Annotated in this window: 13 protein-coding genes; all 13 read right to left on the minus strand. The window is 66.5% G+C overall.

Annotated elements, in window-relative coordinates:
* Window positions 1–323 precede the first annotated feature (323 nt).
* The 13 genes from boxB to ACQY4T_RS05605 all read right to left on the minus strand — a co-directional run bounded on the left by boxB (window position 324) and on the right by ACQY4T_RS05605 (window position 17,861).
* Window positions 324–1,772, minus strand: coding sequence for a benzoyl-CoA 2,3-epoxidase subunit BoxB (gene boxB, locus ACQY4T_RS05545; protein WP_428538729.1), 1,449 nt, complete (start codon window positions 1,770–1,772; stop codon window positions 324–326).
* Between the two features lie 29 nt (window positions 1,773–1,801).
* On the minus strand, window positions 1,802–3,460 hold the full coding sequence (gene boxC / locus ACQY4T_RS05550; protein WP_428538731.1) for a 2,3-epoxybenzoyl-CoA dihydrolase: 1,659 nt from the start codon (window positions 3,458–3,460) through the stop codon (window positions 1,802–1,804).
* On the minus strand, window positions 3,457–4,293 hold the full coding sequence (locus tag ACQY4T_RS05555) for an alpha/beta fold hydrolase (protein ID WP_428538733.1): 837 nt from the start codon (window positions 4,291–4,293) through the stop codon (window positions 3,457–3,459). The genes boxC and ACQY4T_RS05555 overlap by 4 nt, the downstream gene beginning before the upstream one ends.
* Window positions 4,293–5,837 (minus strand): benzoate-CoA ligase family protein, encoded by a 1,545-nt coding sequence (locus ACQY4T_RS05560; protein ID WP_428538735.1) that lies wholly within the window; start codon window positions 5,835–5,837, stop codon window positions 4,293–4,295. The genes ACQY4T_RS05555 and ACQY4T_RS05560 overlap by 1 nt, the downstream gene beginning before the upstream one ends.
* Window positions 5,838–6,073: 236 nt before the next feature.
* A complete protein-coding gene (locus ACQY4T_RS05565; protein WP_428538737.1) occupies window positions 6,074–6,682 on the minus strand; it encodes a 2-hydroxychromene-2-carboxylate isomerase in 609 nt (202 codons plus the stop codon).
* A 34-nt stretch (window positions 6,683–6,716) separates the two neighbouring features.
* Window positions 6,717–8,492 (minus strand): thiamine pyrophosphate-requiring protein, encoded by a 1,776-nt coding sequence (locus ACQY4T_RS05570; protein ID WP_428538739.1) that lies wholly within the window; start codon window positions 8,490–8,492, stop codon window positions 6,717–6,719.
* A 33-nt stretch (window positions 8,493–8,525) separates the two neighbouring features.
* Entirely contained in the window at window positions 8,526–9,008 is a 483-nt protein-coding gene (locus ACQY4T_RS05575; RefSeq protein ID WP_428538741.1) for a hypothetical protein, read from the minus strand.
* Window positions 9,005–9,514 carry a hypothetical protein gene (locus ACQY4T_RS05580; RefSeq protein WP_428538742.1) on the minus strand — a complete coding sequence of 170 codons (510 nt, stop codon included), beginning with the start codon at window positions 9,512–9,514 and terminating at the stop codon, window positions 9,005–9,007. Before ACQY4T_RS05580 ends, ACQY4T_RS05575 begins: the two co-directional genes overlap by 4 nt.
* Before the next feature lie 167 nt (window positions 9,515–9,681).
* The gene (locus ACQY4T_RS05585) at window positions 9,682–10,563 is read right to left on the minus strand and encodes an alpha/beta fold hydrolase (RefSeq protein ID WP_428538744.1); all 882 of its coding nucleotides are present in this window, start codon (window positions 10,561–10,563) and stop codon (window positions 9,682–9,684) included.
* A gap of 142 nt (window positions 10,564–10,705) precedes the next feature.
* On the minus strand, window positions 10,706–11,182 hold the full coding sequence (locus ACQY4T_RS05590; protein ID WP_428538746.1) for a peroxiredoxin: 477 nt from the start codon (window positions 11,180–11,182) through the stop codon (window positions 10,706–10,708).
* A 4-nt stretch (window positions 11,183–11,186) separates the two neighbouring features.
* Window positions 11,187–14,165: a bifunctional [glutamine synthetase] adenylyltransferase/[glutamine synthetase]-adenylyl-L-tyrosine phosphorylase gene (locus tag ACQY4T_RS05595; RefSeq protein ID WP_428538748.1), complete on the minus strand. Its 2,979-nt coding sequence runs from the start codon at window positions 14,163–14,165 to the stop codon at window positions 11,187–11,189.
* Window positions 14,166–14,196: 31 nt separating this feature from the next.
* On the minus strand, window positions 14,197–15,819 hold the full coding sequence (locus ACQY4T_RS05600; protein ID WP_428538750.1) for a hydantoinase B/oxoprolinase family protein: 1,623 nt from the start codon (window positions 15,817–15,819) through the stop codon (window positions 14,197–14,199).
* A complete protein-coding gene (locus tag ACQY4T_RS05605) occupies window positions 15,816–17,861 on the minus strand; it encodes a hydantoinase/oxoprolinase family protein (protein ID WP_428538752.1) in 2,046 nt (681 codons plus the stop codon). The genes ACQY4T_RS05600 and ACQY4T_RS05605 overlap by 4 nt, the downstream gene beginning before the upstream one ends.
* Between the last annotated feature and the right edge of the window lie 87 nt (window positions 17,862–17,948).

Below are 17,948 nucleotides of genomic sequence, written 5' to 3' on the forward strand. Positions count from 1 at the left end.
CTGTCAGGAATCAACCGCTCCGTTGGAGCGATCGGACGGCTTGTGGATGAGGGGCGGACCAGCGTTGACCGTGCAGATCACGCGGCTGATGCGTTGCGTTAATTCATGGCGCGCGGCGGCTGCTGGCGTTGGCCCTGGTGCTGGAGGGTCACGGCCGGGCTGGGGCGGCCAAAAGCCCTGCGACATGGATCGGCAAACGCTGCGCAGTTGGGTGATCCGCTATAACGAGCAAAGGATCGCTGGCTTGTCGGCCGCCCGCATCGCGGTGGTGCGTCACCGAAGCTGGTGCGCCGGAGGCGGCGATCCACCCCCAGCGCCGGACCTCAGCCCGCCAGTTGCACGTACTCGAAATCGCCCGGCATGTTGTCGATGCCGTGCCGAGGCGGCGCGATCCATCCGGCATAGCAGCCGGGCTGCAAGCAGGGCCGCATCAGGCTCGCGATGAACAGGTTGTCCTCGGTCGAAGGCAGCATCGACTCGCGGCGCCGCTCCCACTCCTCGTTGCCCAGGATATTGCCGTCGGTATCGGTGTGGATCGCGCTGAACTCGCCGATGCGGCGGTTGAAGGCGACGTGCGGCAGGGTTATCCGGAACGCGGTGCCGGCGCGCTCCAGCACCCGGTTCCACCGCGCCACCCCGGCCGCCGCATCCTCCACGAAATCATCGCGCAGCCGCATGTTCAGCGCCGAAAGCGCGGCGATATCCTCGCGCAGGATCGCGCCCTCGCGCGGCCGCAGCACCGGATAGAGCGCGTCGGTCAACAGATGATCGTCGGTCAGCTTGTCCTCCCGGTAGCGCCCCTTCAGGCCGGCGTTGAAGGCATTCGCCGCATTGGTGCTGATTTCGTTACCGAATAGATCGAACGTCAACGAGCAGTGCAGGTTGGCCTTCTTCTGGATCGTCGGCAGATCGATCACGCCCAGCGCCCGCACCCGTTGGATGTCGTGCGGGTCCTCGATCCCGGCCTGCTGCATCGCCTCGGCGGTGCGCTGGATGATGCGCGCGATGCCGGTTTCGCCGACGAACATGTGGTGCGCCTCTTCGGTCAGCATGAACCGGCAGGTGCGCGACAGCGGATCGAAGCCGGACTGCGCCAGCGCCGCCAATTGCATCTTGCCGTCGCGATCGGTGAAGAAGGTGAACATGAAGAACGACAGCCAGTCCGGCGTCTGCTCGTTGAACGCCCCCAGCATGCGCGGCGTGTCCTGGTGCCCCGAGCGGCGGCGCAACAGGTCCTCGGCTTCCTCGCGTCCGTCACGGCCGAAGTATTTCTGCAGTAGATACACCATCGCCCACAGGTGCCGCCCCTCCTCGACGTTCACCTGGAACAGGTTGCGCATGTCATACAGCGACGGCGCGGTGGCACCCAGGTAGCGCTGCTGCTCGACCGAGGCCGGTTCGGTGTCGCCCTGGATCACCAGCAGCCGGCGCAGCATGGCGCGATACTCGCCCGGCACCTCCTGCCAGGCCGGCTCGCCCTTGTGCGCGCCAAAGGGAATCGTGCGGCCCTCGACCGCGGGCGCCAGCAGGATGCCCCAGCGGTATTCCGGCATCCGCACGAAGCCGAACTTCGCCCAGCCCTCGCTGCCGACGCCCACCGCGGTGCGCAGAAACACCGGCGAGGTCTGGAATCCGTAGGGTCCCATCGACTTCCACCAGTCGATATAGCCGGGATGCCAGGTCTCCAGCGCCTTGCGGACGCGAAGATCGTCGGACAGGCCGACATTGTTGGGGATCAGGCCATCATAATCGATCTGGCTGCCGTCCGGCATGGTGATGATCCTTTCAGACCCGTTGTGTTTCAGACCCGTTCAGTGTTGAAGTCCGGCCGCACGCCGGACCCGTAGCGCTTCAGCGAACCCGCCTCGCCGACCGCGTTCGGCCGCTGGAAAATCCAGTTCTGCCAGGCCGTCAGCCGGCCGAAAATGCGCGTCTCCATCGTTTCGGGACCGACGCAGCGCAGATTAGCCTCCAGCCCGGTCAGCGCGTCGGCCGAGAACGACGCGCGTTCCTCCAGCATCAGCCGCACCTCGTCGTCCCAGTCCACTTCGTCATGGGCGAACGTCACCAAGCCATGGCGCTCCGCGGTCTCGGCATCCAGCGTCGCCCCGATCAAACCGGCCGCCGCCGCCAGCGAGTCCGGCTCGCCATAAAATCGGTTCGCCAGCCGCGACAGCCCGTTGCCCATCGGCAGGCTGGAGAAATTCAACGCCGACAGATGCAAGCTGGCCGGACCACGATTGTCGCCTGCTACGGTCCCGGCGAACATCACCGAACGATCGGCGGCGAACACCAGTTCCGCCAGGCTGCCGGCAAAGCAGCTTGCGGGCTCGATCAGCGTGACCAGGCTGCGAGCCATCATGTCGACGCGCTTGAACACCCGCTTCAACAGCAGCCGGATCTCACGCACCCCCCAATCGTCCTGGTACTGCTCCAGCAGGCCGTCCACCGCCAACACCGACCCCGGATCGCCCACGGAACGAAATACCAGCAGCCCGAGCGAGGGTTCGTTCAGCCGCAGATGCAGCAACAGGTCGTCCAGCTCGCGTGCCATCGCCAGCGGCCAGAACCCCGCGCCCAGGTCGTGGATGGCGCGCAAATCCCCCGGCAGATCGGTCGGCCCCTGGATCGTGACCGTCACCGAGCGGGCCGCCCTATCCAGCACCGCGATGACGTGTTCGTAGGCCACGCCGTCGTCGCCGAACGTCCGCTGCAGCGGCGTCAGCGCGATGCCCCGCAAACCGTTGCCCACAACCCCGTCACGATCGGACTGCCCGGCCAACGCCCGCGCGCGTTCCGCCACTGCCGCCTCCCATGCCGAGGGCGGCACGACCTCGTCCACCAGCCGCCAGTCCACCGCGCGCTGGCCGCGCACGCCCTCCTCCGCGGTGCAGAAGATATCCGCCCGGTCGCGCCGCACCCGCCGCTTGTCGGTCAGCCGGGTCAGCCCGCCGGTCCCCGGCAGCACCGCCAGCAGCGGCAACTCCGGCAGCGACACCGATGACCGCCGGTCGTCGATCAGCATGATATGGTCGGTGGTCACCGCCAATTCATAACCCCCGCCCGCCGCGCTGCCGGCGATCGCCGCGAGATAGCGCTGGCCCGAGTTCTCCGACGCATCCTCGATCGACAATCTGGTTTCGTTGGTAAACTTACAAAAATTCACCTTGTGGCCGTGCGTCGCTGAACCCAGCATGCGGATGTTCGCCCCGGCGCAGAACACCCCCGGCTTGCCGGACCGCAGCACCACCGCCCTGACCTCGGGATGCTCGAACCGCAGCCGCTGCACCGCATCGGCCAATTCGATGTCGACGCCCAGGTCATAGGAATTCAACTTCAGTTCGTAGCCGTCCATCAGTCCGGCCGCCGGATCGACATCCATCGCCAGGCTCGCCACCGGCCCGTCGAACGACAGCTTCCAGTGGCGGTAGCGCGCAGGGTCGGTCTGGAAATCGATCACGTCGAGGAACCTCGCTCAAGCTTGGCGATAAACCCGGCAATGGCGGTCAGGGTTGCGTCCTTGGCCTCCAGATGCGGCGAGTGCCGCGCCCCGGCAATCAGTCTGGTCTCGATCGGCGCCCGCGCATTGGCTGCGAACACATGCAGTTGCCCGACCGAACCGTAGGGATCGTCCGCACCCTGCAACGCCAGGATCGGCACCCGGATGCCGCGCAGCCGTTCGGTGATCTCGAATTCGCGAAACCGCGGGTCCAGCCAGGCGTCGTTCCAGCCGCGGAACGCGACATCGACATCGCGGTGATAGCGCGCCAGGCGCCGCCGCAGCGGCCCGCTGTCATAGTCGGCCTTGATTTGGCGAATACTGGCGATGTTCACGTCCTCGACGATGAAATGCGCCGCGATCGTCACCAGTCCCAGCAGTGCCGGCTCAGCACCCCCCAAGGCGGCATCACTCAAGGCGGCATGACCCAACGCGGCATCACTCAAGCCCGCGTAGATCGCCGCGATCGAACCGCCATCGGAATGGCCGAGCAACACCGAACGCCGGATCCCCGCCGCCCGCAGCACCTCGGGCAACACCACCTCCGCCTCGTGGTGCATATAGGTCATTGGCCGAGGCAGCGCCGTCGCCGTCGAATCGCCGTAGCCAAACCGCGAGTAGGCGAACACCCCCCAACCGGTCGAGGCGGCCAGCAGCGCCGGCACGTCGCGCCACAGCGCCACACTGCCCAGGCCCTCGTGCAGCAGCACCAGGGTCGCTGCCTCTCCCGGCCCCGGCCCCCACCAGCCGGTCTCCAGCGTGCCGCCTGCAACCCGGATGCGCCCCGCCCGCATCACACCTCGCGCAGCCGAAAGCGCTGGATCTTGCCGGTCGCCGTCTTCGGCAGGCTGTCCACGAACTCGATCCAGCGCGGATACTTCCACACCCCGACGCGGCTCTTGACGTGCGCCTGCAGCTCCGCCACCAGCGCATCGACGCCCAGGGCACCCCTATCGCCTTCGTCACGCCGGATAACGAATGCCTTGGGCTTGACCAGCCCATCGCTGTCAGCGCGCCCGATCACCGCCGCCTCCAGCACGGCGGGATGCGAGATCAGCGCTTCCTCGACCTCGAACGGCGACACCCAGACGCCGCTGACCTTCAACATCTCGTCGCTGCGGCCCTGGAAACGGAAATAGCCTTCGGCATCCCGCGTATAGGTGTCACCGGTATAGGTCCATTCGCCCTGGAACGTGCGCCGCGACCTGGCCCGCTGGTTCCAGTAGCCATCCGCCGCGCTGTCGCCACGCACCACCAGTTCGCCGGCCTCGCCATGCGCCACCGGCCGGTCGTGCTCGTCCACGATGCGCGCCTGATAGCCCGGCACCGGCTTGCCGCTGCTGCCGTAGCGCACATCGTCGGGATGGTTGCTGATGAAAATATGCAGCATCTCGGTGGAGCCGATCCCGTCCAGGATATCGACCCCTACGACCGACTTCCAGCGCCTGCCGATATCGGCCGGCAGCGCCTCCCCGGCCGAAATGCAGCGCCGCAGCCGCGCCGACCCGGCCCCCGGCGAGATCATCGGATTGGCCAGCAACCCCGCGTATAGCGTCGGCACTCCGCCGAACAGCGTCGGCTGGTGCCTACGCATCATGTCCAGCACCGCGTCCGGCGTCGGCCGCTCCGCCAGCAGCACCGACGACGCCCCGACCGAACCAGGAAACGTCAGGCTGTTGCCCAGCCCATAGGCATGGAACGCCTTGGCCGCGGAGAACATCACATCGTCCGGCCCGATCCCAAGCACCTTGGCACCATAGGTCTCCGCCGTGCGGCGCAGGCTGGAATGCACGTGCCGCACCCCTTTCGGCGCCCCGGTCGAGCCCGACGAGTATAGCCAGAACGCCACCTCATCGGCCGACGCCGCCACACTGGGGGTTACCGGATCGCCACCCGCCAGGAACCCGGCGAAGCCGGCCCAGCCATCCAACCCATCCGACTGTGACACGATCACCCGAACCACCCCGGCCGCCCGCAGCGCCCCGCCCAGGCTTTCTACCAGCCCCGCCGAGATCACCACCGCCGCCGCTCGGCAATCCGCCAGGATGTAGCTCACAGTTTCCGCTGTCAGCAGCGTGTTGATCGGCACCGGAACCGCGCCGGCGCGCATGCTGCCCCAGAACGCGATCGGAAAATCCACAGTGTCTTGCAGCAGCAGCAGCACCCGCTGTTCGCGCCCGACACCGGCACCGATCAGTGCTCCGGCGAAGGCGGCGCTGGCGGCGGCGAGTTCGCCATAGCTCAGGGCCCGCGAGGCATCGCGAAACGCCAACCGAGCGCCATTGCCCTCGGCGACGTGTCGGTCGACGAACCAATCGACGGCGTTGCCTGACACCATCCCGATACGCTGCCTCCTTGCCGTGTTCCGACCCTCGACGTCCGGTTACATGCACTATATTGCATGTTGGCCGGAAGCGGAAGGCCCAAACGCCGGTCGCGCAAACTCGGGGCAGGCCAACACGACCAAGCGAATCCGACCGAGGGAATCCAGGCCGGCGAACCCAGGCCGGACGAACCGAGGCCGGACGAACCGAGGCCGGACGAACCGAGGCCGGACGAGCGGGCCGCGGACCGCTATGCGGCGCTCCGCCCGATTGCCTCCTCGACCTCGCGCAGCCGGTCTTTGCCGAAGAATATCTGCCTGTCCACGAAGAACGTCGGCGAACCGAACGTGCCCCGTTCGAATGACCGTTGCGTGTTCGCCAGCAGCTCGTCCTTGACCTCTTGCGCCTGTGCCAGGGTCAGCAGCCGGTCGGCGTCCATTCCGGAGTCAGCCAGTGCCGCGCGCAGCACCGCCGGATCATCCAGCTTCTTCGGGTCCGACCACATGTGACGATAGGCCTCGTCCACATAGCGTTCGAACACTCCCAACCGCCGGGCGGCGACGGCGGCGCGCATCAGCGCCAGCGTATTGACCGGAAAGAACGGATTGGCGCGGAACCCGGTGATCGCGTGACGCTCGATGAACCGCTGGGTTTCCAGCTTCTGGTAGTCCGGCTTGTTCTTGATCCCCGCCATGCTCTCGGCCGGCGAGCGGTTGCCGGTCAGCTTGAAAATCCCGCCCAGCAGCACCGGCACGTAGTCGAACCGAGCACCGGTTCGCCGCTCGATGTCCGGGATCACCAGGTGGCTCAGATACGCATTCGGGCTGCCAAAATCGAAATGGAACTCGACCTTGCTCATGACCTTGTCCTGTCCCTGCCGAACCGCGCCACGCTCATGGCGCCACGCGGATCTCCACCAAGGCCTGGCGCCGGGCCGTGGTGATCTGCTCGATCGCCGCCGCCAGCACCGCTGGCAGCTCCGCCGCGGTCTCCACCTTCGCCGTCCAGGCCCGGCTCGCCGCCGCCACCTGGGTGAAATCGGGTGTCGGATCCAGCGAAACCAGAGGCATCCGGTTGGCCCGCGAGGCGTAGCCATCCGGATAGGTGCCCAGCACCGACCTGCGCACCGCGCCCCATTCGTGGTTGTTCAACACCAGCATCAACACCGGCAAATCCAACGCCTCGGCGATCTGATGACACACCACCGGGTTGGCGAACATGTAGGACCCGTCCCCCATCGTGGCGATGATGATCCGTCCGGGCTGCGCCAGTTGCATGCCCAGCGCGCATGGCGCCGACCAGCCAAGGCCGCCGGAATGAGGCTCCTGATACCAGCTTCCCGGCGCACGCAGCGTCATCGGCTCCATCGGGCAGCCCAGTTCCGACAGCACGGTCGCATCGAGGCCCTCGATCGCCCGCGACAGGCACAGGCTGACCCAGGCCTTGGTCATCAGCTCGCCATCCCGCCCGCGTTCGGCCGCCCGCCGCGCCGCCGCCCGGATCTGCTCGGCCTTGGCCGCCACGCTTTCGCGCCGGTCGCGGCAGGCATCCGACCGCCCCGGCGCACCCATCGCCGCCTGCAGCCCCAGGATGACGTTGTCCAGTTCCCCGGCCAGCGACAGATCGGCCGGAAAATGCCGCACCGGGAAGCGGCTGTACAACGGGTCCGGGCCGGCCTGGATCACCTTGCAGCCGGGCGCCAGCTGGTTGACCTCGGGCGACCACGGCGCCAGGCAATCCAGCACCAGCACGACATCCGCCTGGCTCAGCCAGGGTTCCGGATCGCTGCCCACCGCCATCGGATGATCGGTCGCCAGCGCGATCTCGGTTACCCAGTACTGCACCACCGGAATTCCCCAGGCATCGACCAGTGACGCCAGCGCCGCGAACCCCTCGGGCGAACCCGCGCCACGCTGCGCCACGATCACCGGATGCCGCGCCCCGGCCAGCCATTCGGCCGCCTGCCGCAGCGCCGCCGCCGTCGGCGCGAATCCGACCGCCGCCATCCGGGTCGGCTGGTTCAGCGCATCGGACGGGCACGGCCCGCACAGCACCTCCCGAGGCAGGCTGACATACACCGGCCCCTTGGGCGTCGAACTGGCGATCGCATAGGCTCGATCCACCACCTCCGGCACCTGTTCAGGAAACCGCAGCTCGTAGTCCCACTTGGTGGCCTCGCGCACCAGCGCGGCTTGGTCGCGCATCTCCTGGCCCCAGCCGATCGGCACCGTCCTGGCCCCCAGCCGGCCTTGCTCCAGCGTCGGCGTCCGCCCGGAGAACAGCAGCACCGGCACCCGTTCGGTCGCCATGTTGATCGCCCCGATGGCGCAGTTTGCCAGCCCGACATTGGTGTGCGCCATCACCGCTTGCGGCCGCCCGGTCGCCAGGTAATAGCCGTGCGCCATGCCCATGGCGGCGTGCTCGTGCGGGATCACCAGCGCCCGAGGCAGCGCGATGTCGGCAGCAGCCGCCTCCGCCAGCCCCTCGATGATCGGCGGGAAATCGGTACCCGAGTTGGCGTAGATGTAGTCCACCCCGACCGCCTTCAGGCGCGCCAGCAGGGCGCCCCCAGCCGTGATGCCCCCCGCCGTGACGCCCCCGGCCGTGATGCCCCTAGCGGGAATGCCGCCAGCGGTAATGATGGCTCGATCCGCGCGCGCTTCGGACATCGCTGGCTCCTGTCGGGTGAAGACACGACGACCCTACTGCAGGAATCCCCAGCGTTCCACCGCCGGTTCCGCCGACGCCCATTTCCAGCCGGTGGCCTGCTTGCAGATGTCGGCGGTGAACCACGCTCGCTGCAGCTTGCCGCCGCCGCCCTCATCGACCGAGAACGCCACTTCCCGGCAGGCCGCCAGCTTGGTGTCGATCGCCCGCACCACGCGCAAGCCGCCGTGTTCGTCGCCGATCGGAATATCGTACTCGATCTTCCATGCCGCCTTGGTCCCCACCGGCAGCTCGCCGGCGACCTGGGCGATCGCGTCCTGCTCGGCGCCTTGTCGAAGCCGCCCGTAATAGCGCACCACGTAGTTGGCGCCGGCATCGACCGCCACGCCGACCAGGAAGCCGACCGCCGGGTTGCCGGTGGCGCCCCCCGCCGCGCCGCCGGCCACCACCGCGGCGATCTTGCCGGTGGCGTTGCAGCCCGCCAGCGACACCGCCGCCGCCAGCAGCAGTATCCTCATTGCAGCGGACCCCAGCGCGCGGTTGCCGGTTCCGCCGAAGCCCATTTCCAGTGCTGCCCGTCAAGGCACACCGTCGCTGTGTAGAACGCCCGGTTCGGCAGTTTCTTGCGCACCGTGTCGACCGAGAACACGATCTCCTTGCAGTTGAAGTCATCCGCGCCCAGCAACCGGGTGACAACCAGGTCGCCGTGCTCGTCATCCTCGATCGGGATGCGGCGGCTGACGCTCCAATGCCCGACCGTGCCAGGCATCAGCGCCCCCGCCGCACTGGCAATCCGGTCCTGCTCCACGCGGTGCACGTCACGCTCAAGATATTGCAGCCCGGCATTGGCCCCGGCCGCCACGCCCAGGCCAATCCCGGTGGCAGCGGCGGGACTCTTGTTCACCGCGTTGGCGATGCCGGCCCCGGCGATACCCGCGACATCCGAGGTGGTCGCGGTCAGCACCGACCCACACGCCGAAAGCGCGCCCAGGCAGCCCAACAGCACGACAATACGAAGCAGCATCGTCGCCAGTCGTATCGAACCGTTGCGTGACCGGTCAACCCGAAATTCACCCAGCCGACGCCGTCACTTCATGACGACGAGCGAGCTCAGCGCCGTTCGTTTCGATAAGGTAGCATGGATTTCCGACGCAAGCGTGTGCGCATCGGTTGCCGTTCGCTCAAGCGCCGCTACTTCATTCCAGTGATCGAGCTGACCATCGCCCTGGCATCGCGCACGGGCCAGCGTCCGGCATCGACCTGCACGATGAAGTCGCCCACCAGCCGGTTGAACTGGTCGGGGTCCTCCAGGTTGATGGTGTGGCCGCAGTTCGGCATCACCGACAGCGCGGCGGTGGGAATGGTCTGCTTCATCAGCAGCGCCGGCTGCAGGCACGGCCAGTCCTCGTCCCCGGTCAGGATCAGCACCGGCACCGTCAACGCCGCCATCTGCTCGGTCAGGTCATACAGTGACGGCCGCTCCCGTTGCACCCCCAACTGCGTGTTGCGCGCCCCCACCGCCGAGTGCTCGGCAAGTTGCCGCTTGAACTCGTCGAAGCCACGCGGGTCCTTGTTCTCGAACTGCACCCGGGTCGGCCCGTAGGCGTATTTCGCGGCGAACGCCTCGATGCCGTTCTGGTCAAGAAACGCTGCGACGGCGGTAACTTCCGAACGGAACTTCTCCCGCTGGCCGGCCTCCGCGCCATAGCCGCAGCCGGCTACGCACAGCGACAGCGCCCGACCCGGATGGCGCAGGCCGAAATGCAGCGTGGCGAACCCGCCCATCGACAGCCCCACCACGTGCGCCTGGTCGATCTGCAGATGATCCAGCACCGATACGATATCGTCCCCCGCCCGAGCTTGCGAATACTTCGCCACGTCGTCCGGCACGTCCGACGGCGGATAGCCCCGCGCGGCATAGCTGATCGCCCGGTAGCGCTGTCCGAAGTGCCGCATCTGGGCTTCCCAGGCGCGATGGTCGCCGGCGAACTCGTGCACGAAGATCACCGGCACGCCAGAGCCGGACTCTTCGTAATGCAGGCGAACACCGTCATCGGTGGTGGCGACGGGCATCGTTCATCCTCCTGGATAGGGCAGTCCGATCCTACGCCATTGCATAAAGCTGACCAGGGTCGGGCGAACTACCGTCTGGCGCATCGGTTCGCACGGAGGATCGCCACATCGGCAGCACCGGCGGCCCGGAGCGTTTTGCGGCTCACCCGCTACTTGTGGCTGCCCGTGCCGCTTTCAGCGTTTCCTGAGCGTGCCCGGTCACACTGACCTTCCGCCAGATTTTCAGCACTCTGCCATCCGGCCCGATGAGGAATGTGCATCGATCCATGCCCATGTATTTCCGCCCATACATCGATTTTTCGATCCAGGCGCCGTAGCGATCCGCCGTGACATGCTCCTCGTCGGAGGCTAGCGCAAACGTCAGGCCAAATTTTGTCGCAAACTTTTCGATCGCCTTGATCGGGTCCGCCGACACCCCAACGACGTCCAATCCAGCGTCTTCGAACTGCGGCCTTCCTTCCTGAAACGCACAGGCCTGCTTTGTGCAGCCAGGAGTATCTGCTTTCGGGTAGAAATAGAGGATGAACGGTTTGCCTTTATAGTCGCTCGATCTAACTCTGCGCTGGCCGGTAGCAGGCAGGTCAAATTCGGGCGCCATTTCACCTTCCGTGACAGTCATTCGTCTAACTCCCCACATACTGTTCAAACAAAAGTCGTACCTGCTCCGCGATCTTATCTGCTTGCTGCAGCAAATCGTCGGCGTCACTCACGGCTACACCAATTCTTGCCGCGGCTTCCAGCAACGGCAGCGCGGACGCATGCGGCAAGGTCGCGGTTTCCACTCGGCCGACGGTAATCCGAAGCATGCCTTGGATCGTGCGCCATAGACGTTCGGCGTTGATCAGAAAGCGCCCTTCAAGCCTGGATATCGCGCCGATGTCCGTCAAGCGCTGAAGCGCCACGCGCGTGGTCTGGCTGCGGCGAAAACCAGGATCGCCAGCATGGATCAGTTGCAGCGTTTGCGCAATGAATTCGATATCGATCAACCCGCCAACGCGGAGCTTCACTTCCCAGGGCCGGTGTGAGCGAAGTTCTTGTCCGATGCGTTCCCGCATCTGCTGGGCATTGATCCGAATCTGGCTCGGATCCTGGCACCCCCGGATGGCGGTTTCGATGGCCTGGTCAACCCTGCGGCGGAGAGCCGGTGGGCCCGCCACGACCCGCGCCCTTGTCAGAGCCATGCGCTCCCAGGTCCATGAATCCCATTCGTGGTAGTGCCTGAATCCTTCCAGCGAGACGGCGATAGGTCCCTTGTTGCCCGACGGTCGCAAGCGCATGTCGAGTTCATACATCCTGCCCTCCGGTCCTGGTGCGGTCAGGGCGGCGATGCATGCCTGCGCGGCTCGCGCGAACCACTGGCTGGCCGGCAGGCTGCGGACGCCGCGACTTTCGCCCACTTCGACCGGATGGTCATAGATAAACATCAGATCGAGGTCCGACCCAGCCATCATTTCTCGACCACCCGCCTTTCCCATTGCCACGACAGCAAGCGCGCTGCCGGGAACGCGACCGAATCGAGAAGCGAAATCGGCTATCGCACGCGGCACCAGTGTGGACAAAGCCGCCTCCGCGAGGGCGGTGCGTTGTCGTCCGGACGCATCGGCGTCCAATCGCCCTTCGAGGGTCGCGACCGAAAGGAAGAAATCCCGCTCCTTCACTGTCCTTCGGATAACCAATATAGCTTCGTCGAGCGTCGCCGCATCCGCCGCCTGAGAGCGGACCAGGCGCCTGAGGTTGGCGTTCTCGGTGGTCAACAATCCGTCCAGCGCGCTCGGGTGTCGCGCAAGGTGTTCGGACAATATCGGAGCCGCGCCAAGCACAGCGGCGATGCGGTCCAGCAGCATCGGATTGCGCTGGAACAGCGACATCGGCTGTATGCCCGCGGGCAACGCGCTGATGAAGCGGTCGAAACGATTGAACGCTTCATCCGGATTCGGCTGGCGTCCCAAGGCGACCAGCATCGTGGGTATCATCGTTGTCATCAAATCCCGAGCCCGGCTCGATCTCAGGGCGCGAACGCGGCCGGCCTGCCATTGCCTGACAGCCGTGATTATCCGCGTCGTATCCTGATAACCCAGGCCGTTCAGCGCGGTGACCGTCGCGGCTGGTTGCGGATCGTCACCGCGGAAGTCCAGGTCGGGCCCAATCGCCTCGGTGCCCGGCAGATCGGGAACATGTTCGAAGATCGCCTGGTAGTTGACCCGGACGACGGCAACATGCCCCAGGAAGTCGAGCGCGAAGGCTTCTGCATCCTGATATCCCAGGAAGCGAGCGAGCTGCACCAACTCGTCGACCAGTTCGGGCAATTTATGGATCTGCCGGTCGTTCACCATCTGGATGCGATGCTCGACGCGGCGGAGAAACCGATAGGCCTCGGCCAACTGACGCCTGGCGGACTGCGCCAGATGGCCGGTCTCGGACAACCTGGCCAATGCCAGCAAGGTCGGCTTGATGCGAAGCGTCGGATCGCGGCCGCCCCATATCATCTGCAAGGTTTGCACCAGGAATTCGATCTCCCGGATCCCGCCCCGGCCCAGCTTGACGTCGTGGCCGGTGATTTGCGCCAGCGGATCTTCCTTTCGGACCAGTGCGGTTTTCCCGGCCTCGTCGATCCGCCGTTTCATCGCGTGAATGTCCGCCACCGCCGCGAAGTCGAGGCCACGGCGCCAGACGAATGGTCGGATCGCTTCGAGGAAACGATGCCCCAGCGGAATATCACCGGCAATTGGACGTGCCTTGATCATGGCTGCACGCTCCCAATTCTGGCCCATGGTCTCGTAGTAAACCAGCGCCGCATGCAGCGACACAGCGGGTGGTGTCGCGGCCGGATCGGGCCGCAGCCGCAAATCGGTGCGGAACACGTAGCCGTTGGCGTCGCGTGCCTCCATCAGCATGACCAGATTTCGCGCCACTCGGGAGGTGAACGAACCGGTTCCAGCCGCCGCTGTGCCGCGTGCGTAAACGCTGGCCGAGCCGTCGTATAAGAGAATGAGGTCGATATCGGACGAGTAGTTCAGCTCCGCCCCGCCAAGCTTTCCCATCGCGAGTACAACGAAAGCGCAATTCAGCTCGGGCGCGGTGGGATCCTTCAGATGTATTTCCCCAATGTCGTGGGCAGAGCGGAGCAAATGGCGGATCGATAGTCGCAACGTCGCTTCCGCCAAATTCGACATAGCACCGACCACATTTTCCAGTGGCCAGATCCCACCGATATCAGCGATCGCCGCAATCAGGGCCACCCGCCGCTTCGCTTGGCGGATCGCCGCGGCAATGTGGGGGCGCCCCGCGGAGAACGAAACCTGGTCGAGCGAGAACAGGCTTTCCGTGAAAGCAGCATTGGGACCCGCGGTCACCAAACGATGTATCGCGTCGGGTTCCCGCGTCGCCGCCGCAGCGAGGTGAGGGCTGTTGCCTCCCAGGCATCGCAGCATTGGCAGGACGCCTGGGAGGTTCAGCAGCTCGTGCTCGTCCACCTCTCGAAACCGCTCGACGATCCGATTCGCGGCGCCCTCATCGGAAGGCAGTGGCCAATGGCGTGGTATGAAAATGCAGGGCGGTTTCATGGTTCGGTGCTTTGGTCCGCTCGACGAGCCGGCATCCACGCGGTGATCCAGGGTGTTGCTTGGCGCCGGTTCAGCTCCCCGCACCACCGGCCCGATACACTTCGCGCGCCGTCAGCTCATCGATCCGTTGCTCCGCCACATCGCGGGCCACCGATGTCGGGTCACGCTGTTCCGGGCGCCCATAGCCACCCGACCCGGCGGTCACCACCTCGATCAGATCGCCGCACCGCAGCATCCCCGATCCATGATCCAGCGGCACCGACGCCGAGACCGAGGCCATCCCCCCGGCCGATGCTCCGGCCAGCCCCCATGGCGCCGACAGTATCCGCGCGCCGTCCACCCGGACATGACAATCGTGATCCGCGCGATACACCCGCCTGATACCCATCCCGCCGCGGAACCGGCCCGCCCCGCCCGACCCGTCCACCAGTTCATAACGCATCAGGGTCAGCGGATATTCCAGCTCCAGCGCCTCCACCGGCAGGTTCGAGGTGTTGGTCATGTGCACATGCACCCCATCCAGCCCGTCCTTGTCGAACCGAGCTCCCGACCCGCCACCGATGGTTTCCAGATACACCCACAGCGCCCCATCCGCCGGCTGATGACCCGCAAACGTAATGGAAAAACACGCGCCATTGGCCGCCGCCGTCACCTGCCGCGGCACCGCGGCCGCCAGCGCGCCGAAAATCAGATCGACCACCCGCTGGCATAGCGACAACCGCCCGTTCACCGCCGCCGGATGCACGCAGTTCACGATCGTGCCGGCCGGCGCCGTCACCGTCAGCGGCCTGGCTAGCCCCGCGTTCGGCAGGATGGTGGGATCGACGATCGCCTTCACCGCGTAATACACCGTCGACAACAGCGCCGTCATCGTCATGTTCAGCCCGGCCCGCACCTGAGCCGGCGCCTCGAAGTGCAGCGTCATCGCATCGCCGCTGACGGTGATCGCGCAGGACAGGTCCAGCTCGCCATCCACCTCCGGGCAATCGTAACGATCCTCGAACCGATACACCCCGTCGGCGATCGCCGCGATCCCCGCGCGCATCTTGCGTTCGGCATAGTCCTGCAGCGCCGAACCCGCCCGCAGCACGGTATCGCGTCCATATTTGGCGCACAAGCCGGTCAGCCGCCGCACCCCCAGCCGGTTTGCCGCCATCTGTGCCCGCAGGTCGGACAGCCGCTCCCTGGGCACCTGACAGTTCAGCAGGATCAGCGCCTGCACATCGGCTTGCAGCACGCCGGCGCGATACAGCCGTACTGGCGGAATGCGCAGCCCCTCCTGATAGATATGGGCGTGCCCGCGGTCGGCGAAATCGGCGTGGTGGGCAAGGTTCACCGCCCACGCGATCATCGCGCCATCGACGAACACCGGTTCGGCCAGCACAATATCGGGCAAATGCGTGCCGCCGCCCTCATAGGCGTCGTTGCCGCAGAACACGTCGCCTGGCCGCATCTCGGCCACCGGGTGGCGCTTCATGATGTGCGGAATCAGTTCCAGGAAACTGCCCAGATGCATCGGAATGTGTTCGGCCTGGCACAGCGTGTTGCCGTCGATGTCGAACAGCGCCGTCGAGCAGTCCCGCCGCTCCTTGATGTTGGTGGAGTACGACGCTCGGATCAGGGCCTCGCCCATTTCCTCCACGATCGAGGACAGCGCGCTGCCGATCACCTCGACGGTGATGGGATCGATCATGCTGCCTCCAGAATGAGACTCAGATACGGCTCGACCCTGGCGATCATTCCCGGCAGCACCACCGTCGTTGCGTCCATCTGCTCGACCACGGCGGGTCCGGCGATGCGGTTGCCGGCGCGCAGCAGCGCGCGGTCGTAGATCGGACATTCCACCAGGCCGCCGGCCTCCGGCAACCAGACCGAGCGCCGCCCGGTCACCGCGCCGCGCGCCTCCGGCCCGGCGTCTTGTTGCGCGACGAACCGAGCCTTCGGCACCAGCGCCGATGCCTCCAGGCGAAACGTTACCAGTTGTACCGGTTCATCCTCGGCGGCAAAGCCATAGGCCAGTCGATGCGCCGCCGCGAACGCCGCCGCCAGATCGTCCACCAGATCGCCGCCCGCTGGTCCGACCGGGATCGGCAATTCGTAGTTTTGCCCGGCATAGCGCATGTCCACCGTGCGCACGATCCGCCTCGCCTCGGCCCCGATCCCCTCGGCGTCGAACCACGCCTCGGCCCTCGCCGCCAGCACGCCGAACGCATCCGCCAGCACCATCCCCGCCGCCGCATCCAGCGGAGTCAACCGAGTCACCGCGAAGTCACTGCGCAAATCGGTCAGCAGCAGCCCCATCGCGCACAGCACCCCCGGAGAGACCGGCACCAGCACCCGCCCGATCTCCAACTCCCGCGCCAGCCGAGCGGCATGCAGCGGCCCCGCCCCGCCGAAAGCGATCAGCGCGTAATCCCTGGGGTCATACCCGCGCTGCACCGAGATCACCCGGATCGCCCGCGCCATGTTGGCCGTCACAACCGAAACGATTCCTTGCGCGGTCGGCATCACCTCCAACCCCAACCGTTCCGCCAGCCCAGCGATCGAGGTCAGCGCCAGGTCGTGCCGCACCGCCATCCGCCCGCCCAGCAGGAACCCCGGGTTCAACGTCCCCAGCACCACGTTCGCATCGGTCACCGTCGGCGCCGTCGCACCCAGGCCGTAACAGACCGGTCCCGGATCGGCCCCGGCGCTCGCCGGTCCCACCTTCAGCAATCCGCCGCTGTCGATGAAGGCGATCGACCCACCGCCGGCACCGACGGTATGGATATCCAGCATCGGCGCCTTGATCGGATAGCCATGCACCACCGCCTCGCTGGCCAGCCGGCACTCGCCGCCCGACAGCAGCGCCACGTCGGTGCTGGTGCCGCCCATGTCGAACGTGATCAGCTCGCCAAACCCGGCCTGGCGGCCGATTTCGCGCGCGCCCACCACGCCGGTGGACGGTCCCGACAGCACCGTCCGCACCGGCAACCGGGCGGCCTGCTCGAAACTGATCACCCCGCCGTTGGACTGCGTCAGATGCGGCGTCGCGGTCAGGCCCTGCCGGCGCAGCCGCTCGCCCAGAAGCTGTATATATGATTGAATTACCGGCCCGAGGTAGCCGTTGACCACCGCGGTGGACATCCGCTCGAACTCGCGGAACTCGGGTGCCACCGCGTGCGAGATCGAGGCGAACGCGGCGGGGAATTCCTCCGCCAGGATGCGCGCCGCGATCGCCTCGTGCGCCTCGGCTACGAAGCCATACAGGAAGCACACCGCCACCGCGGCGACGCCCTCGTCGCGCAGCCGGCGCACCGCCGCGCGGACCGCCGCTTCATCCAACGGCACTTCGGTGCGGCCGTCGTGGCGCATGCGTTCCGGCACTTCCAGCCGCAGGTCGCGGCTGACCAGGGTGGGCGGCTTGTCCACATGGATGTCGTACAGATCGGGCCGCTTCTGCCGCCCGATTTCCAGCAGGTCGCGAAACCCGTCGGTGGTGATCAGCCCGGTCCTGGCGCCGCGATGCTGGATCAGCGCATTGGTTGCCACCGTGGTGCCGTGGCCGAAATAGCCGACCGCACCGGGATGGGTGCCGGCACGCTCGATCGCGTCGGCCACACCGCCGGCGATGCCACGCGACGGATCGTCCGGGGTGGACGCCACCTTCCACACCGCGACGGTGCCGGTTGCGTCATCGAACAAGCAGACGTCGGTGAACGTGCCGCCGGAATCGACGCCGATACGCCAAGCCATGTAGCCCCCGTAGCCAGTGCAGGCTGGGATCGTGCCATGGACTCTTGGGTGTTGTCATGCTGACCCCCCGGCTAATAGCCGCGACGC

The sequence above is a fragment of the Rhodopila sp. genome (assembly GCF_965277825.1).
Taxonomy (GTDB): domain Bacteria; phylum Pseudomonadota; class Alphaproteobacteria; order Acetobacterales; family Acetobacteraceae; genus Rhodopila.